This window comes from Methylobacterium brachiatum (genome assembly GCF_020523825.1).
Classification (GTDB): Bacteria; Pseudomonadota; Alphaproteobacteria; order Rhizobiales; family Beijerinckiaceae; genus Methylobacterium; species Methylobacterium brachiatum.
Window position 1 is genome coordinate 314825 of sequence record NZ_JAJALK010000003.1, and the last position, 15813, is coordinate 330637.

14 protein-coding genes, 1 tRNA gene and 1 riboswitch are annotated in these 15813 nt (G+C 69.2%); of the genes, 3 read left to right on the forward strand and 12 right to left on the reverse strand.

The window, feature by feature from the left end; all coding sequences use genetic code 11:
* Positions 1–93: 93 nt before the first annotated feature.
* The gene (locus LGR69_RS08570) at positions 94–591 is read right to left on the reverse strand and encodes an SRPBCC family protein (protein ID WP_230365770.1); all 498 of its coding nucleotides are present in this window, start codon (positions 589–591) and stop codon (positions 94–96) included.
* 285 nt (positions 592–876) lie between these two features.
* Between LGR69_RS08570 and LGR69_RS08575 the strand changes: the two genes are divergently transcribed.
* Complete coding sequence (locus tag LGR69_RS08575) at positions 877–2175, forward strand: lytic murein transglycosylase (RefSeq protein WP_230365771.1); 1299 nt, start codon at positions 877–879, stop codon at positions 2173–2175.
* Here the strand turns inward: LGR69_RS08575 and LGR69_RS08580 are convergent, their stop codons facing one another.
* From LGR69_RS08580 to LGR69_RS08605, 6 genes are all read right to left on the reverse strand, one after another.
* Complete coding sequence (locus tag LGR69_RS08580) at positions 2176–2964, reverse strand: aldolase (RefSeq protein ID WP_230365772.1); 789 nt, start codon at positions 2962–2964, stop codon at positions 2176–2178.
* A gap of 102 nt (positions 2965–3066) precedes the next feature.
* A complete protein-coding gene (locus LGR69_RS08585) occupies positions 3067–4083 on the reverse strand; it encodes a 5-oxoprolinase subunit C family protein (RefSeq protein WP_230365773.1) in 1017 nt (338 codons plus the stop codon).
* A complete protein-coding gene (locus tag LGR69_RS08590) occupies positions 4080–4817 on the reverse strand; it encodes a 5-oxoprolinase subunit B family protein (protein WP_230365774.1) in 738 nt (245 codons plus the stop codon). The genes LGR69_RS08585 and LGR69_RS08590 overlap by 4 nt, the downstream gene beginning before the upstream one ends.
* Positions 4814–5575, reverse strand: coding sequence for a 5-oxoprolinase subunit PxpA (locus tag LGR69_RS08595; protein WP_230365775.1), 762 nt, complete (start codon positions 5573–5575; stop codon positions 4814–4816). The genes LGR69_RS08590 and LGR69_RS08595 overlap by 4 nt, the downstream gene beginning before the upstream one ends.
* A gap of 191 nt (positions 5576–5766) precedes the next feature.
* Positions 5767–6168, reverse strand: coding sequence for a DCC1-like thiol-disulfide oxidoreductase family protein (locus LGR69_RS08600; RefSeq protein ID WP_230365776.1), 402 nt, complete (start codon positions 6166–6168; stop codon positions 5767–5769).
* Positions 6165–7847, reverse strand: a complete 1683-nt coding sequence (locus LGR69_RS08605) for a hypothetical protein (protein WP_230365777.1) — start codon at positions 7845–7847, stop codon at positions 6165–6167. The genes LGR69_RS08600 and LGR69_RS08605 overlap by 4 nt, the downstream gene beginning before the upstream one ends.
* A 546-nt stretch (positions 7848–8393) precedes the next feature.
* On the opposite strand from LGR69_RS08605, the gene LGR69_RS08610 reads away from it, so the two are divergent.
* Complete coding sequence (locus tag LGR69_RS08610) at positions 8394–9083, forward strand: class I SAM-dependent methyltransferase (RefSeq protein WP_230365778.1); 690 nt, start codon at positions 8394–8396, stop codon at positions 9081–9083.
* Between the two features lie 61 nt (positions 9084–9144).
* On the opposite strand, the gene LGR69_RS08615 is transcribed toward LGR69_RS08610, so the two are convergent.
* From LGR69_RS08615 to thiC, 5 genes are all read right to left on the reverse strand, one after another.
* Positions 9145–9954, reverse strand: coding sequence for a glycosyltransferase family 25 protein (locus LGR69_RS08615; protein ID WP_230365779.1), 810 nt, complete (start codon positions 9952–9954; stop codon positions 9145–9147).
* Positions 9955–10246: 292 nt separating this feature from the next.
* A complete protein-coding gene (locus LGR69_RS08620; protein ID WP_230365780.1) occupies positions 10247–11566 on the reverse strand; it encodes an O-antigen ligase family protein in 1320 nt (439 codons plus the stop codon).
* 361 nt (positions 11567–11927) lie between these two features.
* Positions 11928–12002, reverse strand: a tRNA-Gly gene (locus LGR69_RS08625).
* 180 nt (positions 12003–12182) lie between these two features.
* Positions 12183–12521 (reverse strand): flagellar protein FlaG, encoded by a 339-nt coding sequence (locus tag LGR69_RS08630; protein ID WP_007561339.1) that lies wholly within the window; start codon positions 12519–12521, stop codon positions 12183–12185.
* Positions 12522–12707: 186 nt separating this feature from the next.
* Positions 12708–14594, reverse strand: a complete 1887-nt coding sequence (gene thiC / locus LGR69_RS08635; protein WP_230365781.1) for a phosphomethylpyrimidine synthase ThiC — start codon at positions 14592–14594, stop codon at positions 12708–12710.
* A gap of 70 nt (positions 14595–14664) precedes the next feature.
* Positions 14665–14770: riboswitch (TPP riboswitch) on the reverse strand.
* A 196-nt stretch (positions 14771–14966) separates the two neighbouring features.
* Between thiC and LGR69_RS08640 the strand changes: the two genes are divergently transcribed.
* Positions 14967–15806, forward strand: a complete 840-nt coding sequence (locus tag LGR69_RS08640; RefSeq protein WP_230365782.1) for an alpha/beta hydrolase — start codon at positions 14967–14969, stop codon at positions 15804–15806.
* The last annotated feature ends 7 nt before the right edge of the window (positions 15807–15813 follow it).

Genomic DNA, 15813 nt, shown 5'->3' on the forward strand with positions numbered 1-15813 from the left:
CGGGCCCGCCGACGCTGCTCACATTGGTAAGGATGCGCACGGAGGCGAGCTTTTTCTGCTGCACCGCGTCAATTGCCTGTGCGGACCGGCCGCCTAGCGGGCGACCTCGCGGGCGATGCCGGCAAGGCCCGCGTCGTAGACGCCGGTGATGTCCTTGACGGCCTCCGCGTCGGTCATGCCCTCCGCGTCGAAGGTGGCGGTCCAGATCACGGTCGCGCCCGCGCCGTTCGGCCGAACCGCCAGCGTCGCGTTGTAGGCGCGCACCGGCAGCGGGCCCTGGATGAAGCTGTAGCTGTAGCTCATGGCCGCCTCGTCGCGAGCGGTCTCGACCTCGACGATCGTCCCGAGCCCGCCTTTGGTCACGAGGCCGCGGATCTGCGCGCGGATGCCGTCGTCGTCGTCTTCGCGCGACAGGATGCAGCGCTCGACCTGCGGATGCCACAGGCCAATGGCGCAGAACTCGCCGACCAGCGCCCAGACCGCCGCGGGCGGCACTGGGATATCCCGGCTGCGGGTGACTTCCAGGGCGCAGGCCGGACCGGCGCTCACCAGGGCTGCGATGCCGGACACGGCACGGACGGATCGCTTCACGGTTGGGGCTCCGCCGGATGTCCCGAACGAAAGTAGGGCCTCTGGTGGCGGAAACCCATCCGGGCCCTGGCGGCCGATCCCTGGAAACCGCCGGGCTCAGCCGATAAGACGGCACGGGGTCGATCGCTCGGCCGCTCGCCGTCATTGCGAGCGCACCGAAGCGACCCGGTGCGGCGCGCGATCTTCGAATGTCGCGTTTCCCCCGGTTGCTTCGCTGCGCTCGCGATGACGGTAGGGCGCGCTTCGACCGGAAACCGCATGTCAGGCTTGGAGCCGGAGAGGTCGATGGACGATCGCATCAAGTCGGCTTCCCCATCGCGGCACGGCAGGCATCCGGGGTTGTGCGCCTTCAGGCTCGGGATCGCGGCTCTGGCGCTGGCTCCAGGGCTGGCCGTCGCGGCGCCGGAGCCAGCGCCGCCTCCCGCGCCCGCCCCATCCTTCGAGACCTGCCGCACCGATCTGATCGCCTGGGCGACCGCGCACGACGTACCGCAGGCCGTCGCCCAGGCGCAGCTCGGCGGCCTGGAGCCGGACCCGGACGTGCTGGCCGCCACCCAGAACCAGGGCGAGTTCGTCCGGCCGATCTGGGACTACATCGACGCCAGCGTCACGCCGGCGCGGATCGAGGCGGGGCAGCGCAAGCTCGCCGCGTTGGCAGGGCCGCTCGCTGCGATCGAGACCCAGTATGGGGTGGACCGCTACACCCTGGTCGCCTTCTGGGGGGTGGAGTCGACCTACGGCACCGTGCTCGACAATCCCGGCGTGGTGAAGCCGGTGGTGCGCTCGCTCGCGACCCTGAGCTGCGGCGATCCCACCCGAGCCGCCTACTGGCGCGACGAGCTGACCGCCGCCCTGCAGATCCTAGCGCGCGACGAGGCGCCGCTCGACCGGATGCCCGGCGGCCTGACCGGGTCCTGGGCCGGCGCCCTGGGCCATACCCAGTTCATGCCGACCGTGTACCAGCGCCACGCAGTCGATTTCGACGGCGACGGAAAGCGGGACATCTGGACCTCGGCGCCGGACGCGCTCGCCTCCACGGCGAATTACCTGCGCGCCCATGGCTGGCGATCCGGCGAAGGCTGGGGCTACGAGGTCGTGCTCCCGGAGGGGTTCGACGCCGCACGCGCCGACGAGACGACACCGCGCAGTCTCGCGGCCTGGCGGGACCTCGGCGTGAGGCCCGCCCATGACCGTCCGATCGCGGATGATTCCGCGCAGGCGACCCTGATCCTCCCGGCGGGCATCCGCGGCCCCGCCTTCCTGCTCCGGCCGAATTTCGCGGTGATCCTGCGCTACAACACGGCGCTCGCCTACGCGCTGACGGTGGCGCTGCTCTCGGACCGCCTGCGCGGCGATCCGGGTCTGTCGCGCGACTGGCCCCGGGGCGACCGCGCCCTCACCGGCGACGAGCGCCGCGACCTCCAGACCCGGCTGACCGAGCGCGGTTACGCCACCGGCGGCGTCGACGGGAAGATCGGCCCGAAGACCCGGGCGGCCCTGCGGGCCTATCAGGGATCGCAGGGCCTGCCGGCGGACGGCTACGCCGATCCGGCTCTGCTGGAGCGGATCCGGACGGCGCCCTGATCAGGCCAGGAAGGCCGGCTCGTCCCGGGCCAGCACGCGCTTGACGCTTTCCAGGTGCAGCCGCGCGCTCTCGGCGCGTCCGGCGGCTTCCTGGGCGGCGACGTGCCTGACGATCTCTTCCGGCACGACCTTCAGGGTGCGTCCCGTGCTCATGGCGAGCACCTGCGCCTGGGCGGCGCGCTCCAGATAGTAGAGGTCGTCCCAGGCCTCCGCGATGGTCTCGCCCAGCACCATCACGCCGTGGTTCTTCAGGAACACCACGTCGGCGTCTCCCGCGCTGCGGGCGATCCGCTCGCCCTCGCGAGAGTCCAGCGCCAGCCCGTTGTAATCCTCGTCCACGGCGATGCGGCCGTAGAAGCGCAGGGCGGTCTGCCCGGCCCAGAGCAGTGGCTGGCCCTCCAGCATGGCCAGAGCCGTGGCGTAGGGCATGTGGGTGTGGAAGGCGGCCCGGGCCTTCGGCTTCAGCCGGTGCAGCTCGGCATGGATGTGGAACGCCGTCGCCTCGGGCTGGCCGTCGCCCTCCACGACGTTGCCGTGGAAGTCGCACAGAAGCAGGCTCGAGGCCGTCACCTCGGCGAAGGCCAGGCCGTAGGGGTTGACCAGGAACAGGTCCGGCCGGTCCGGCAGGACCGCAGAGAAATGGTTGCAGATTCCCTCTTCGAGGCCGTTGCGCGCGGCCCAGCGCAGGCAGGCGGCTAGGTCGACCCGGGCGCGCCGGACGCTGTCCGCGTTCAGGGGCTCGTTGCTGCGCAGGGGCAGCGTGCTCGAAGCGGTGACGGCGTGCGCCATGCGTGAGGGCTCTCTCTCGGTTCGGATCTGGGCCGCCGGACTCGGCCGGCCCGGCATGTTACGCGGTCCTGCGGCGCGGTGAACCACCCTGCGCCCCGTCGATCAGGCGCGCCCATCGGTGACGCCGTCGACGAGGTTGAGCCCGAGCAGGAAATCCGACGCCAAATCCGTCCGCACCACAGGCTCGCGCGGCACCGGCTCGCGCAGCGTGTCGCGCTCGGCCCGGCGCGCGGCCACCGCCTCTGCGACAGTGACGCTCCGGAACGACAGGAGCGTCCCGCCCTGCGCCTGCGCGAGGCGCCCGAGATCCGGGCCGATCACGGTGGCGATCTTCGGATAGCCGCCGGTGGATTGCCGGTCGGCCATCAGAATGATCGGCAGGCCGTTGCCGGGCACCTGGATCGCCCCCATCGCCACGCCGTCGGAGACGATGTCGTGGCCCTTGGCGTGCTTGAGCGGGGTCCCGTCCAGGAAACAGGCCATGCGGTCGCCGCGCGGCGAGACGGTCCAGGGGCCGGCCAGGAAGGCGGCGATCTGGTCGGGGGCGAAATAGTCGTCCTGCGGGCCGAGCACGACCCGGATCTCTTTGGGATCCCGGTCGAGCCAGGGGGCGATCAGCCGGTGCGGGGAGACCTCGCCGGGCCTGGCCTCGGCCACGGGAAGGCGGTCGCCGGCCGCGAGCCCGCGCCCATTCAGCCCGCCGAGGCCGGAGCGGGTATGCGTCGCGGTCGATCCGAGAACCGGCGCCACGTCGATGCGCCCGCGCACGGCGAGGTAGCCCCAGGCGCCCGAAGCGCCCGCGCGGACCGTCAGCGTCTGGCCGGGTTCGAGCGTCACCGCCACGGCATCCGGCAGTGCCGCGCCGTCGAGGGCGATCCTGAAGCTCCGGGACACCATCGCGATCCCGACAGCGCCTCGCTCGGCCGTGACCGTCAGGCCGCCGGTGGAAACCTCGATCGCGGTGGCGTCCAGGGGATTGCCCACCGCGCGGTTGGCGGTCGCGTGCATCAGCGGATCCATCGGACCCGCGGCCGTGATGCCGTAGCGCAGGTAGCCGTGCCGGCCGCCATCCTGCAGCGTGAGGCCGGGGCCCGCGGCCTCGACGACCAGGGCGGTCATCGGCGAACCTCTTCGCGACGGGCGACACGCTCGCCGGCCGCTTCCCGGGCATCCAGCGCAGCGAAGGTCGCGGCATCGACCGGCTCGAACCGGATCAGGTCGCCGGCGCCCACGAAGAAGCTCTCGTCGCGTTCCGGAGCGTAGAGCCGGGCCGGCGTCGCGCCGATCACGTACCAGCCGGTCGGCATCGGCACCGTCGCCACCGCGGCGAGGCCGCCGCCGATCACCACGGCGTTGCGCGGATGCGGCGGACGCGGGCTCGCCCGCCGGGGCACCGCCAGAGTTTTGGGCAGGCCGCCGAGATAGGCGAAGCCCGGCGCGAACCCGTACATGTAGACCCGGTAGGTCGCGCCCGCATGGGTGGCCACCACAGCATCGGGTGATAGCCCGGTGCGCTCGGCGACCTGGCCGATATCCTCCCCGTGCGGAGCGTCGTAGCAGCAGGGCAACGTCCAGAGGGTCGCCGTGCCGGCGCGCGCGGAGGTCTGTGCGGCCAGCGTGCGGACGCGGGCGACAAGCGTCTCCCGATCGAGCACCAGCGGATCGTAGTGGAGCATCAGGGAGCGGTAGGTCGGCACGCGCTCGCGCAGGCCCTCGGGCGGATCGGCGCCGAGGGCGTCGTCCAAGGCCAGGACGCGATCGCTGATGTCGGGATCGACCGTGCTGCCGAACTCCACCACCAGCGCCGCCTCGCCAGAATCGAGCAGCCGCGGCTCGTGCTCGGCGTCGCTCATGGGCGAAATGGCGCCAGCGCGATGCCGGCGCCTTCCAACCGGGCCCGCACCGCCCGGGCCGTGGCGACGGCGTGGGCGGAATCCCCGTGAACGCAGATCGAGCGGATCGGCGTCGGCAGCGCCTTGCCGGAGGCGGTGAGGATCGCCCCGCCCTCGACCATGCGCAGGACCCGCTCCGCGGCCGCATCGGCCTCGGTGATCAGGGCGCCGGGCTGGTTGCGCGGGATCAGCAGGCCCGCCTCGGTGTAGCCGCGGTCGGCGAAGATTTCCTGGTGGACTTCGAGGCCGCACGCCTCACCCGCCTCGACTTGGGCGGTGAGCGCGATGGCGAGCAGAGCCAGGTCCCGGTCGACCGCCCGGACCGCCTTCGCGATCGCGTCGGCCACCGCGCGATCCTCGGCGGCGAGATTGGCGAGCGCCCCGTGCGCCTTCACGTAGGTGATCCGGTGGCCGGCATAGGCGGCGAGCGCCTGCGCGGCACCCACTTGGTAGGCGACCAGCCGCTCGATCTCGGGCGGGGTGAACGGCATGCGCCGCCGTCCGAAGCCCCAGAGGTCGGGGAAGCCGGGATGGGCGCCGACCGCCACGCCACGGTCCTTGGCCAGCGCGAACGTGCGGGCCATGATTTCGGGATCGCCCGCGTGCAGGCCGCAGGCGACGTTGGCCGAGGTGACGATGCCGAGGATCGCCGCGTCATCGCCGCAGGCGTAGGCGCCGTAGCCCTCGCCGAGATCGGAGTTCAGGTCCACGCTGGCCAACGGACTCGTCCCCTCTGTGCTGCGCACCGGCCCGGGCAGGCAGCGCGCATCGCGACCGGATGGTGCACCTTCCACACCGCCCACGCTCAGAAGTCGAGAGTATCGCGTCGGAGGAAGGCGCGCGAGCACCAGCAAGGCCGATGCCGGGGGACCGTCGACGGCTCAGAAACCGGCCGCGCGGGCCGGAGGCTTCAGCGCGGCAGGCCGGGATCCGGCCGGGCGATCAGCCCGCGGCCGAGGAGCGCGAGCGTCGCGCGCCGCCCGAGCTTCATCGCCGGATAGAGCAGGCGGGCGCGGGTCGGGCTCCGAAGCAGCCGCGACAGCACCCGGCCGATTGCGCCCCTGTCCTCGCTCAAGGTCGAGAGCAGGACCAGAGCATCCGGCCCGTAATACAGGCTGCGGCCGTGGCGCACGACCATGCCGTTGTCGAGATCATAGCCGCGCCGGGCCAGATCCTCGACCAGAGGCCCGCCGCCCCGGGCATCGACCAGCGCCACGGTGCCGACCGACCGGCGCAGGGCCATCAGGCGCACGTAATTGCTGCAGAACGGGCATTCGCCGTCGTAGACGACCGTCAGATTGGCATCGCTCATGGCCTCAGCTCGATCCGATGCTCGGCTTGCGAGACCAGCCGCCGGACCGGCACGCCGTCCTGCATGCCGAGGCAGACGGATTCGCGCCGGTAGATGTAGGCGACGATGTCGTTCAGGGCCACGCCGTCGAAGCTCGCCCCGTGCTGCAGCGGGACGAAGAAGTGATGCGGGTAGAGGGCGTGCGGGAAGGATCCGAGCGTGTCGGCGATCCGGCTGACCAGGCCGTGATAGCCGCGGATATAGGCATCGACGGCGGGCCGGTCGATCTCGTTCTTCGAGAGGTCCTGACCGGCGCCGTCCCGGGCGGTCAGGACCGGGACGTCGCATGTCAGCGAGGCCAGCACCTTACGGTAGACCTGCGTTCCGCCGTTCGGGTTGTCGAGGGCGAAGGCGGTCTCGGCGTCCGGCGATCCGTAGGCCATGTGGGCGAACGGATACGAGTAGAAGGTGAAGAAGTTCGTCGGAACGTAGTGGCGTCCGCCATCCTTATCGACCGCCTGAAAATACATCTTGTTGTTTGCGGCGGTGTCGTACCAGCCCAGCCGCGCCTGGGTCATGAAGCTGTTGTCGGTCAGGATGAACAGCACCGACAAGATGCCGACCATCAGCGGCGGCCGCTGATAATGCCGGCTGACGACCACGGCGCCGATCGCGAGGTTCAGCAGGATCCAGGGGGCGAAATTGGCGCCCATGACGATCACGATGGACAGGTGCATCGCGTCGAAGCCGAGGAGCAGGAGCAGGAGCCAGCGCCGTGGCATGAGGATGCCGACCAGCGCCGCGCCCTGCGCCAGCAGAATGAGCGCATTCGTCACCGCTCCGCCATGGTTCAGGACCGTCCGCATGCCCTCCACCAGCCAGGACCAGCTCGCGTAGAACACGTGGTTGTTGTCGAGACCGACGCTGAACAGTTTCGCGGGGTCGTTGGCGAGCAGCCACGATGTCGGGCCGGCATCCAAGGTCACCTTTGCTAGGAACGACGAGTAGTAGTTGCCCAGATGGATGCTGATCGCCGCGGCGATCAGGATTTTCGAGAACAGCGCGCTCGCCGTCGCCACGTCCCCCCGCGCGGACTCGGTCAGGTCCGGCCGGGCGCGCACGCGATCGGTCACTGCGATGACGGCGAGGCCGGCCAGCAGGCAGAAGCTGACTTCCGCGAGGGGGACGACATCGATGATGTGCCCGTGCCAGAGACCCGTCACCCGGCTGACGGCAAGCTTGCTCCAGACCAGATAGGCCGCCCCGACGACGCCGAGCGACGGCCAGCGCAGGCACAGGATTCCGGACGCCACCGACGCGATCCAGAGGCCCACGATGGCCCAGAGCGTTATCGTCGCCTTGAAACCGTGCGCGACCATCGGGAAGAGCGGGTAGTGAACGAGCGCGTAGGCGCCCGAGATCACGCCGATCAACTGGAGCAGCCGGACCGCGGCCCTGTCCGAGTCCGCATAGGTTCGGCGGAGCATCGCGGCGGCGAGCACCAACGGCAGGACCATGATGTAATAGTTGTTCCGCTCGTCGATGACCCGGGACAGCTTGATGATCGTCAGGAGGGCGGCGATCTGCGCGAGCAGGATCAGGTAGGGCCGCGCCTGTGCGAAGGAGACCGTGCCCGCCAGCCGGGATTCCCGGAGCCGGACCGTACCGTTCGGACCCAGGCCTGAAAGAGATCTGATCATCGTCGATCTTCGCTGCCAGCTTCGCGTGGCGGACGCAGCGGCAGCGCGGCGGCCGGGTGGCTCCTGAAGGCGCGGGGCCGTGGGACCGGCGAGGGGCATCACCCCTGTGCGCGTGGTCCTCGAGCGGTCCAGTGCTTCGACGGCGAGCGTGCCACGGTCGCAGTTCGGACCAAGCGCAAAGTCGGCGGATGCCGGCTACGCCTTTCGGTCTGAGCTGGCGAACAAAGCCAAGCTTCGCATTCCGTTTCGGCGCATCGTCCGGCCAGCGCGACGGGGTTCGCGGCTGTCAGGGCGACCGGCCCCATGGCGGGTCCCAGATACCTCGTGCGGCCCGGCGTCTTTATCCGAAAGGATGACCTGCCTCTCCGCCCGAACGCCTGCGAGATGGGTTCGCTCGTGGCCCGAGCCCGACGCGCCGGCACAGCGTGAGTTCACCGCCCGGATCCGGCGATCACCGAGAAGACGCGCGCGAACAGTTCAGGGGATCGCCAGCCACGCGACGAAGGGTGCCACGCACGCGACGCGATCGAGACAGGAGGATATGAGATGCTGCTGATCAAGCAGAGCGCCGGCCGGTTCCTCGCCCAGCGGCCCGCCCTGCGGTCGTCGATTAAGGAGCTGGTCGAACTGGCCTTCTGGCGCAAGACCCTGTGGAAGTCGAAGGGGCGCTTCTACAACGCGCATCTGGTGCCGTTCTACACGACGTTCTTCGGCCTGGATCGCGAGTTCTATGCCGGCAAACGAGTTCTCGATGTCGGGTGCGGCCCGGTCGGAAGCCTGGAATGGGCCACCGAGGCTCTGGAGCGGGTCGGTCTCGATCCGCTGGCGGATTCCTACGTGAAGCTCAATCGCGGCCTCCACCAGATGCGCTACGTCGCGGCGCCGAGCGAGAACATTCCGTTCCCCAACGGCCGGTTCGACGTCGTCACGATGTTCAACGCCCTCGATCACGTCGAGGATGTTGGCCGCACCGTCGGCGAGCTCAAGCGCGTCTGCGCGCCCGGCGGGACGATCCTGCTGATCGTCGAGATCAACCATCCGCCGACCGTCACCGAGCCGCACCTGCTGGACATGAGCATCGTCGGCCAGTTCGACGACTTCACCGTCGCACGCATCGAGGTGTTCGGGATCCGGGACGATCACGACGTGTACGGCAGCCTGACGGACCGCCATCCGTTCCCTGGCTCGGACAAGCCCGGCATCCTCTGCCTGCGGCTGACGAAGAAGCTGAACTGAACGGTCTCATGCGGGGCTTCGGCCGGGCAAAGCGCCCCGACCGGAGCCCCAATTCGCGCCGCTATTGCGGCGACATGGTCCCGTAGGGCGAGGCTTCGTCCACGAAGACCGTGGTTCCTGCCATGCGCGCGTCCAGGAACCTGCGGCCGGCAGCGAGCAATGGCCGGAGGCTGCCCTTCACGAGGCCGCGGGCGTTCGACCCGGCCGGGAGAAGCGGCGCATCGAAGGCATGGATCGAGACCGGATTCGGCGACATCACGCGCGCCCGGCTGACAGCCTTGCGCTCGTAGAAGTATCCCCACTCATACGCGGCCGCCACGACCGGCCGGTTCGCCGCCAGGATGCCTTCCGCGGCCTGCCGGGTGATCACGTAAGCTGCACTCGTGCCGAGCCCGCTCATGCGCATCGGCAGGCACAGCCGATAATCGCCGATCGAGACGGCATCCACGGTGCTGAAGCTGGCGCGGTGCGGCGGGCGATTGTGAAGCAGCACCACGTCACCCCGGCGCAGCGTTGCCTCGACCCGAACCAGAATGTCGTGAATGTCGGGCGGCAGGACAGCGTCATCCGCGACGATCAGCGCCCAGGGCATCTTGCGGGCTATCACCGACTCGTAGGCCGCCAGATGCGACAGGGCGCAGCCGACCTGTTCCGGCGTCAGATCGGAATTGGGCGACGCGTCGCGGCCGGCTATCGTTCCGTCGATGCCCATGATCTCGAAGTCCGGCCCCCAGATAGAATGGAGATGCCGGGTGATATAAGCATGTCTCTCGCGATACCGCGGTGCGGATATTGCAATGCAGCACATGAAACCGACCTTTGATGCGCAATAATGCGCATTTGTTCGATGTATTGCAATGAAAATCTTCATCGAATTCAGTAATCGAGCCGATGAAGATTTCGCAACTGACCGCTCTGTGCGAAATAGATTTTACGACTGTATGCGTGTGAATAGACGACCGGAAACGCAGGGTGAGTTCATGATTTTCGGTGTGACCGGAATATGTAAATCTGCCCGTATGACTATAAAAAATCGGAGTTCAAGGCTAACGACCGGCATCTGACGAAAGGGCAGCCAAAGATACTCCACGCGAAGCGTGGGAGCTTCGAGCGAATCACCTTCCTGCGTCTCAATGCCGGTTCACGTGCCCGGCAGCGGATCGTCAGTGCGCCCGCCGTGACCGCAGGACCGGCAGGATCGCGGCCATCAGGAATTGATGCACGCCGTGGTTCACGAAGAGCGGGCATTCGAAACAGATCAGCACGGTGATCTGCGCGAGGAACAGGATCGGCCAGGCTTCCACGTAGCCGGGCGATCGGGCGAAGTGCCGGATGATCCGGCGCGCCGTATCGAGCAGGACGCAGGCGAAGACGAGCAGGCCGACGGTTCCGAAGGCCACGGCGATGTCGATGAAGTTGTTGTGGAAGAACCAGACCTTCTGCTTGGTGGTGAAGTGGAGATAGGGGGCCGTGGTGATCGGGCTTTCCCAATAGGCCTTGTAGCCGATCCCGATGAAGGGCTCCCGCCAGAACTGGTCGATGCCGAATTGCCAGAGGATCGTACGCCCGGTGAGCGTCGTGTCCTTCCCGAGATCCGAGAGGAGGCTGGTCGACAGGGCAGCCCCATGGGTCGCCGCGATCAGGATGCCGATGCCGGCAAGCGCGATGGCCACGCCGAGGCAGAAGCCCGTGACGAGGTTTCCCTGGCGCCAAGCGATGATGACGACGAGCGGCGCGAGCCCCAGGGCACCGGCCACGAGGGCGGTGGCGGAATGGGACGATGCGAGCAGCCCCAGCGCTCCGAGAAAGGCGGCACCGGTCAGGAGCCGGTGCCAGCCCTGGAGGAACAGGCACGCGGCGCAGAGGAGCTGGAGGCTCATCAGGCTGCCCAGCACGTTCTTGTGCGAGTAGACGCCGGACCATTCGCCGCTGAGCCCGCGGGTCATGCCGGGGGCGGCCACGCCCAGCACGATCGACAGGATCTGACCGCCGAGCAGCCCGAGGAACACGATCCGGACGATGCCCGACAGTCCCACCGTGGCGCGCAGGGCGATGCCGGCCACGATCGTGGCGAGCAGCTGGAGGCCGTGATAGGCCGTGATGCCCGGCGTCAGGGACCAAGCCGCCGACAGCATGGCCAGCGCCGGCCAGAGCAGAAGGATCGGTCGGCTTCCGAACAGCGTGCTGGTCAGATCCCGCCGCAGGACCAGGAAGGCCAGGGCGGCCAGGTCGGCGCCGAGCCAGACGGCCTTATCGAGTCCCGGAAGCTTGAGCTGCTCCCCGCTCAACGGCGCCAGCAGGATCAGCAGGATCCAGGGGATGGCGGCGAGCCCGAGGCGCGGCAAGTCAGCGGGGCGGTTCCGGCGTCCCGCGCCCCGTCCGGAGGCCCGCTCCACCGCCGCCCCCGGGGCGCCCGTCGCGAGCCAGTTCAGCCCGGCGGCGTGGTCCAACCCGAAGCCGGCCGTATCTCGACGCAAAGCCATCGCACCCCGTCCCGAACCTCCCGATCGCCGCCGCCGGGCGGAGGCGTCGGGGGTTCCTTACGAAGGGCAGTCTATCGGGGCGCGGTGCCGGGCCGAATCCGCCAATCGAGGTAGGCCGGATGGGTAATCGATCCGACCAGCAGCTTGGCTAGGCCGTTCCATCCGGTTCGACGACCGATCCGCGAACGCGGCGCCTCCGCGTTTCGCAGCATGCGCGGAGACGGGGGGCTCGTAGGCGCCGCGTCGGAAAACCGGATGGCTTCCGGCCGAGCGCCGTGCGGGGGCATAGTCTGCATGGCGCAGACAGGCGATCACCCTGATGCGGGTTCGCAAGGCCGTTCGACCATGACAGGAAAGACGATGGAGCGGGCGATCGGGATCGAACCGACGACATTCAGCTTGGGAAGCTGACGTTCTACCACTGAACTACGCCCGCGACACGATCGGTGCGGTGTTCTCGGCACCGACGAGGCCGCAGCGCCGTCGGGGCTCCGCACGCCCGTGTACGGAATTGATCTAGCAGCCCCGCGGCGATGGCGTCAAACGGGGTTTTGCGGTTTCGACAGGATCGGCGGCCCGTGGCCTCCGCGACGTGACGTGCGGAGCCGGGATCGGGTCAGGCGACGCGGGACAGTTTTCCGGGCTGGGCCTCGCGCGCTTCGCGCGCAGCGTCGTAGGCGCGGTTGCGCAACGCCGTCTCGCTCGGGAGTTGGTCGATCACGGTGCCGGAATTCGGATCGACCACCTGGAACACGATCGAACTGGTGTCCGGATCCTGGATATAGCGCGCCTTGTCGCCGGCCGGGGCGATGTCGAGCTTCACCGCGGGTTCGAGCGGGGTGGTCGCGTCCTGCGCCGGCGTGTTCTGCTGCGTGACGGCCGAGGCCGCGGATGCCGCGAGGGCGTCGAGACCCTGAGGCCCCGGCGTCGTCGCACTGAGCGGACGGATATCCATGGCTGATCTCCTACGATCCTGTGATCGGGGGATTCAGCGGATCTGGCGCCTAAGCGTTCGTTAACACCGCCCCCCGCCGGGCGGGATGGGCGCCGCCCGTCCGGACTCGCGATGAAGATCGGGTTACCGGATCAGGATAAATTGACCGGCACGCCCCGCCCTGAACGGGCGAGGCGTGCCCGGCCCTCACTCGGCGGCGTCGACGTAGAGCTTGCCGCCCTCGGCCAGGAACTCCTGCGACTTCGCCCGCATGCCGGCTTCGGCCTCGGCCTTGGACATGATCGGCGACGCGCCCACCACCTCGCCGGCCTCCTCCATCGCCAGCACCTCGGCGCGGAGATCCTGCGTGATCTTCATCGAGCAGAATTTCGGGCCGCACATCGAGCAGAAATGCGCGACCTTGTGGGCGTCCTTTGGCAGGGTCTCGTCGTGGTAGCGGCGGGCCGTATCCGGATCGAGGCCCAGGTTGAACTGGTCCTCCCAGCGGAAGTCGAACCGGGCGCGGCTGAGCGCGTCGTCGCGCAGCTGGGCGGCCGGGTGGCCCTTGGCGAGGTCGGCGGCGTGGGCGGCGATCTTGTAGGTGATCACCCCGGTCTTCACGTCGTCCCGGTCCGGGAGCCCGAGATGCTCCTTCGGGGTGACGTAGCAGAGCATCGCGGTACCGAACCAGCCGATCATCGCGGCGCCGATGCCCGAGGTGATGTGGTCGTAGCCGGGGGCGATGTCGGTGGTCAGCGGGCCGAGGGTGTAGAACGGCGCCTCGCCGCATTCCCGCAGCTGCTTCTCCATGTTGACCTTGATCTTGTGCATCGGCACGTGGCCGGGGCCCTCGATCATCACCTGGCAGCCCTTGTCCCAGGCGACCTTGGTCAGCTCACCCAGCGTCTCGAGCTCACCGAACTGCGCGGCGTCGTTGGCGTCGGCGATCGAGCCCGGGCGCAGGCCGTCGCCCAGCGAGAACGAGACATCGTAGGCCCGCATGATGTCGCAGATCTCGTCGAAATGCTCGTACAGGAACGATTCCCGGTGCCCGGCTAGGCACCAGCGCGCCATGATCGAGCCGCCGCGCGAGACGATGCCGGTGACCCGGCGGGCGGTGAGCGGCACGTGGGCGAGCCGCACGCCGGCATGGATGGTGAAGTAATCGATGCCCTGCTCGGCCTGCTCGATCAGGGTATCCTTGAACACCTCCCAGTCGAGCTTCAGCGGGTCGCCGCCGACCTTCTCCAGCGCCTGGTAGATCGGCACGGTCCCGATCGGCACCGGGCTGTTGCGGATGATCCACGAGCGGATGTTGTGGATGTTGCGCCCGGTGGACAGGTCCATGACCGTGTCGGCGCCCCAGCGGATCGACCAGACGAGCTTCTCGACCTCTTCCGCCGCCGACGAGGTAACGGCCGAGTTGCCGATATTCGCGTTGATCTTGACCAGGAAATTCCGGCCGATCGCCATCGGCTCCAGCTCGGTGTGGTTGATGTTGGCCGGGATGATCGCCCGGCCGCGGGCGATCTCGTCGCGTACGAATTCGGGGGTGATGAACGGCGGGACCGAGGCGCCGAAACTCTGGCCGTCGGCGAGCGTGGCCTCGGCGCCCGCCAGCATCGCGTCGCGGCAGGCATTCTCGCGATGGGCGACGTAAATCATCTCCTCGGTGATGATCCCGGCGCGGGCGAACTCGTACTGCGTCACCATCTGGCCGGGCGCCGCCTTGCGGATCGTCCGCTCGGCCGGGCAGGGGGCCACGAGCTTGTCGCCGGCGAAGCCGTTATCCTCGGGCTTGACCGCGCGGGGCTCGACGGCGGCGTAGCCGCGCGCGGCGATCCAGGGCTCGCGCACGCCGGGCAGGCCGGCGGTGAGGTCGATGCGCGCGTCGGTCTCCGTGTATGGGCCCGACGGATCGTAGACCCGCACCGGCTCCTCTTTCGGATCGGACAGGACGATCTCGCGATAGGGGACGCGGATGTCCGACCGGCCCGCCGGGCTCGCATAGACCTTGCGCGATCCGGTGACCGGACCGGTGGTCACGGTCTCCGGGCTGCCTTTCACGTCCTTGGGAAGAACGGGTGCGTTCATCGTGGGCCTCTCCTCGTGTTGGAGTGCTCCGGACCACGCGATGGCTGAGATGAGATCCGGCTGCACGCAGGCAGCCGCAGGTTCCCGTCCCTCCGCCGGTATGAGCCGGATCAGGTTCAAGGGTCAGGGCAGCGTGCCCAATCTCAGCCCCCTGCAGGGCCCCCCTCGGAACGGTTCAAGACTCGGCCCCGGCAAAGGGTTTGTCAATGCTGCGGCAAGCGCGGAGGCTGACAGGACAGTGGGACTCGGTCTCAATGCTCCGGCGGACCGCCGACAATGCGGTGAGGCCGCGCGCTGTCGGATCGGACTTGCCTCCCGGGCAGGTGAAACGCGGCTATAACCTTCGCCGCCTGAAGCCGCCGAACATCGCCGATGCGCATCCTGCTCCTGCTGCTGGCCGTCGTGGCCCTGATCTATCTGGCCGCGCTCATCGCACTCGCGGTGTTCCAGCGGCGGCTGATCTATCCCGGCGCCGCCTGGAAGGGTGAGCCCGCGATCGGCCGCTTCACCCCGCCCGGGACCGAGCCGATCACCCTGACCACGGAGGACGGCGAGCGGCTCTTCGCCCTGTGGCGGGCGCCGAGGCCGGGATGCGGGGTCATCGTCAGCTTCCACGGCAACGGGTCCCGGCCGGAGCCGCATGCCGCCCGCTTCGCCGCGGATCCCTGGCGGGCCGCCGGGTGGGGCCTGCTGGCACCCGCCTATCGCGGATATCCCGGCTCGACCGGGACGCCGACCGAGGACGGGCTGATCCGCGATGGGGCGGCGGCGATCGCGGCCGTGCAGGAGCGGGCCCCGGGGGCGCCGATCCTGCTGCACGGCCATTCCCTGGGGGCTGCGGTGGCGGTAGCGCTGGCCGGGCGCATCGCGTCGATCGGGCTCTATCTCGAGGCGCCGTTCGACTCGCTCGCCCATGCCGTGCGGCTGCATGTCCCGCTGGCCCCGTCCTGGCTCCTGCGCGACACCTACCGCTCGGACCTGCGCATCCGCGGCGGAACCGAGCCGGTCCTGATCGTCCAGGGCACCGACGACCCGGTGGTGCCGGCCAAGCTCGCGCGGGCTTTGGCCGAGGCCGCGGGGCCGCGGGCGCGGTTCGCGCTGGTCCCGGGCGATCACGTCTCGATCTTCGGCGTGCGGGATCGCGAGGCCGAGGTGGCGTTTCGCGGTCGCGTCGGGACGGCCTGTTGTCCTGCGGACGGCGCCGTGCCGTGATCGGGTT

Coding starts and splice junctions, on each gene's coding strand:
- LGR69_RS08620 (WP_230365780.1), bottom strand. CDS start 11,566: ATGGCTTTGCGTCGAGATACGGCCGGCTTCGGGTTGGACCACGCCGCC.
- LGR69_RS08640 (WP_230365782.1), top strand. CDS start 14,967: ATGCGCATCCTGCTCCTGCTGCTGGCCGTCGTGGCCCTGATCTATCTG.
- LGR69_RS08575 (WP_230365771.1), top strand. CDS start 877: ATGGACGATCGCATCAAGTCGGCTTCCCCATCGCGGCACGGCAGGCAT.
- LGR69_RS08615 (WP_230365779.1), bottom strand. CDS start 9,954: ATGAAGATTTTCATTGCAATACATCGAACAAATGCGCATTATTGCGCA.
- LGR69_RS08610 (WP_230365778.1), top strand. CDS start 8,394: ATGCTGCTGATCAAGCAGAGCGCCGGCCGGTTCCTCGCCCAGCGGCCC.
- LGR69_RS08585 (WP_230365773.1), bottom strand. CDS start 4,083: ATGACCGCCCTGGTCGTCGAGGCCGCGGGCCCCGGCCTCACGCTGCAG.
- LGR69_RS08590 (WP_230365774.1), bottom strand. CDS start 4,817: ATGAGCGACGCCGAGCACGAGCCGCGGCTGCTCGATTCTGGCGAGGCG.
- thiC (WP_230365781.1), bottom strand. CDS start 14,594: ATGAACGCACCCGTTCTTCCCAAGGACGTGAAAGGCAGCCCGGAGACC.
- LGR69_RS08630 (WP_007561339.1), bottom strand. CDS start 12,521: ATGGATATCCGTCCGCTCAGTGCGACGACGCCGGGGCCTCAGGGTCTC.
- LGR69_RS08600 (WP_230365776.1), bottom strand. CDS start 6,168: ATGAGCGATGCCAATCTGACGGTCGTCTACGACGGCGAATGCCCGTTC.
- LGR69_RS08605 (WP_230365777.1), bottom strand. CDS start 7,847: ATGATCAGATCTCTTTCAGGCCTGGGTCCGAACGGTACGGTCCGGCTC.
- LGR69_RS08580 (WP_230365772.1), bottom strand. CDS start 2,964: ATGGCGCACGCCGTCACCGCTTCGAGCACGCTGCCCCTGCGCAGCAAC.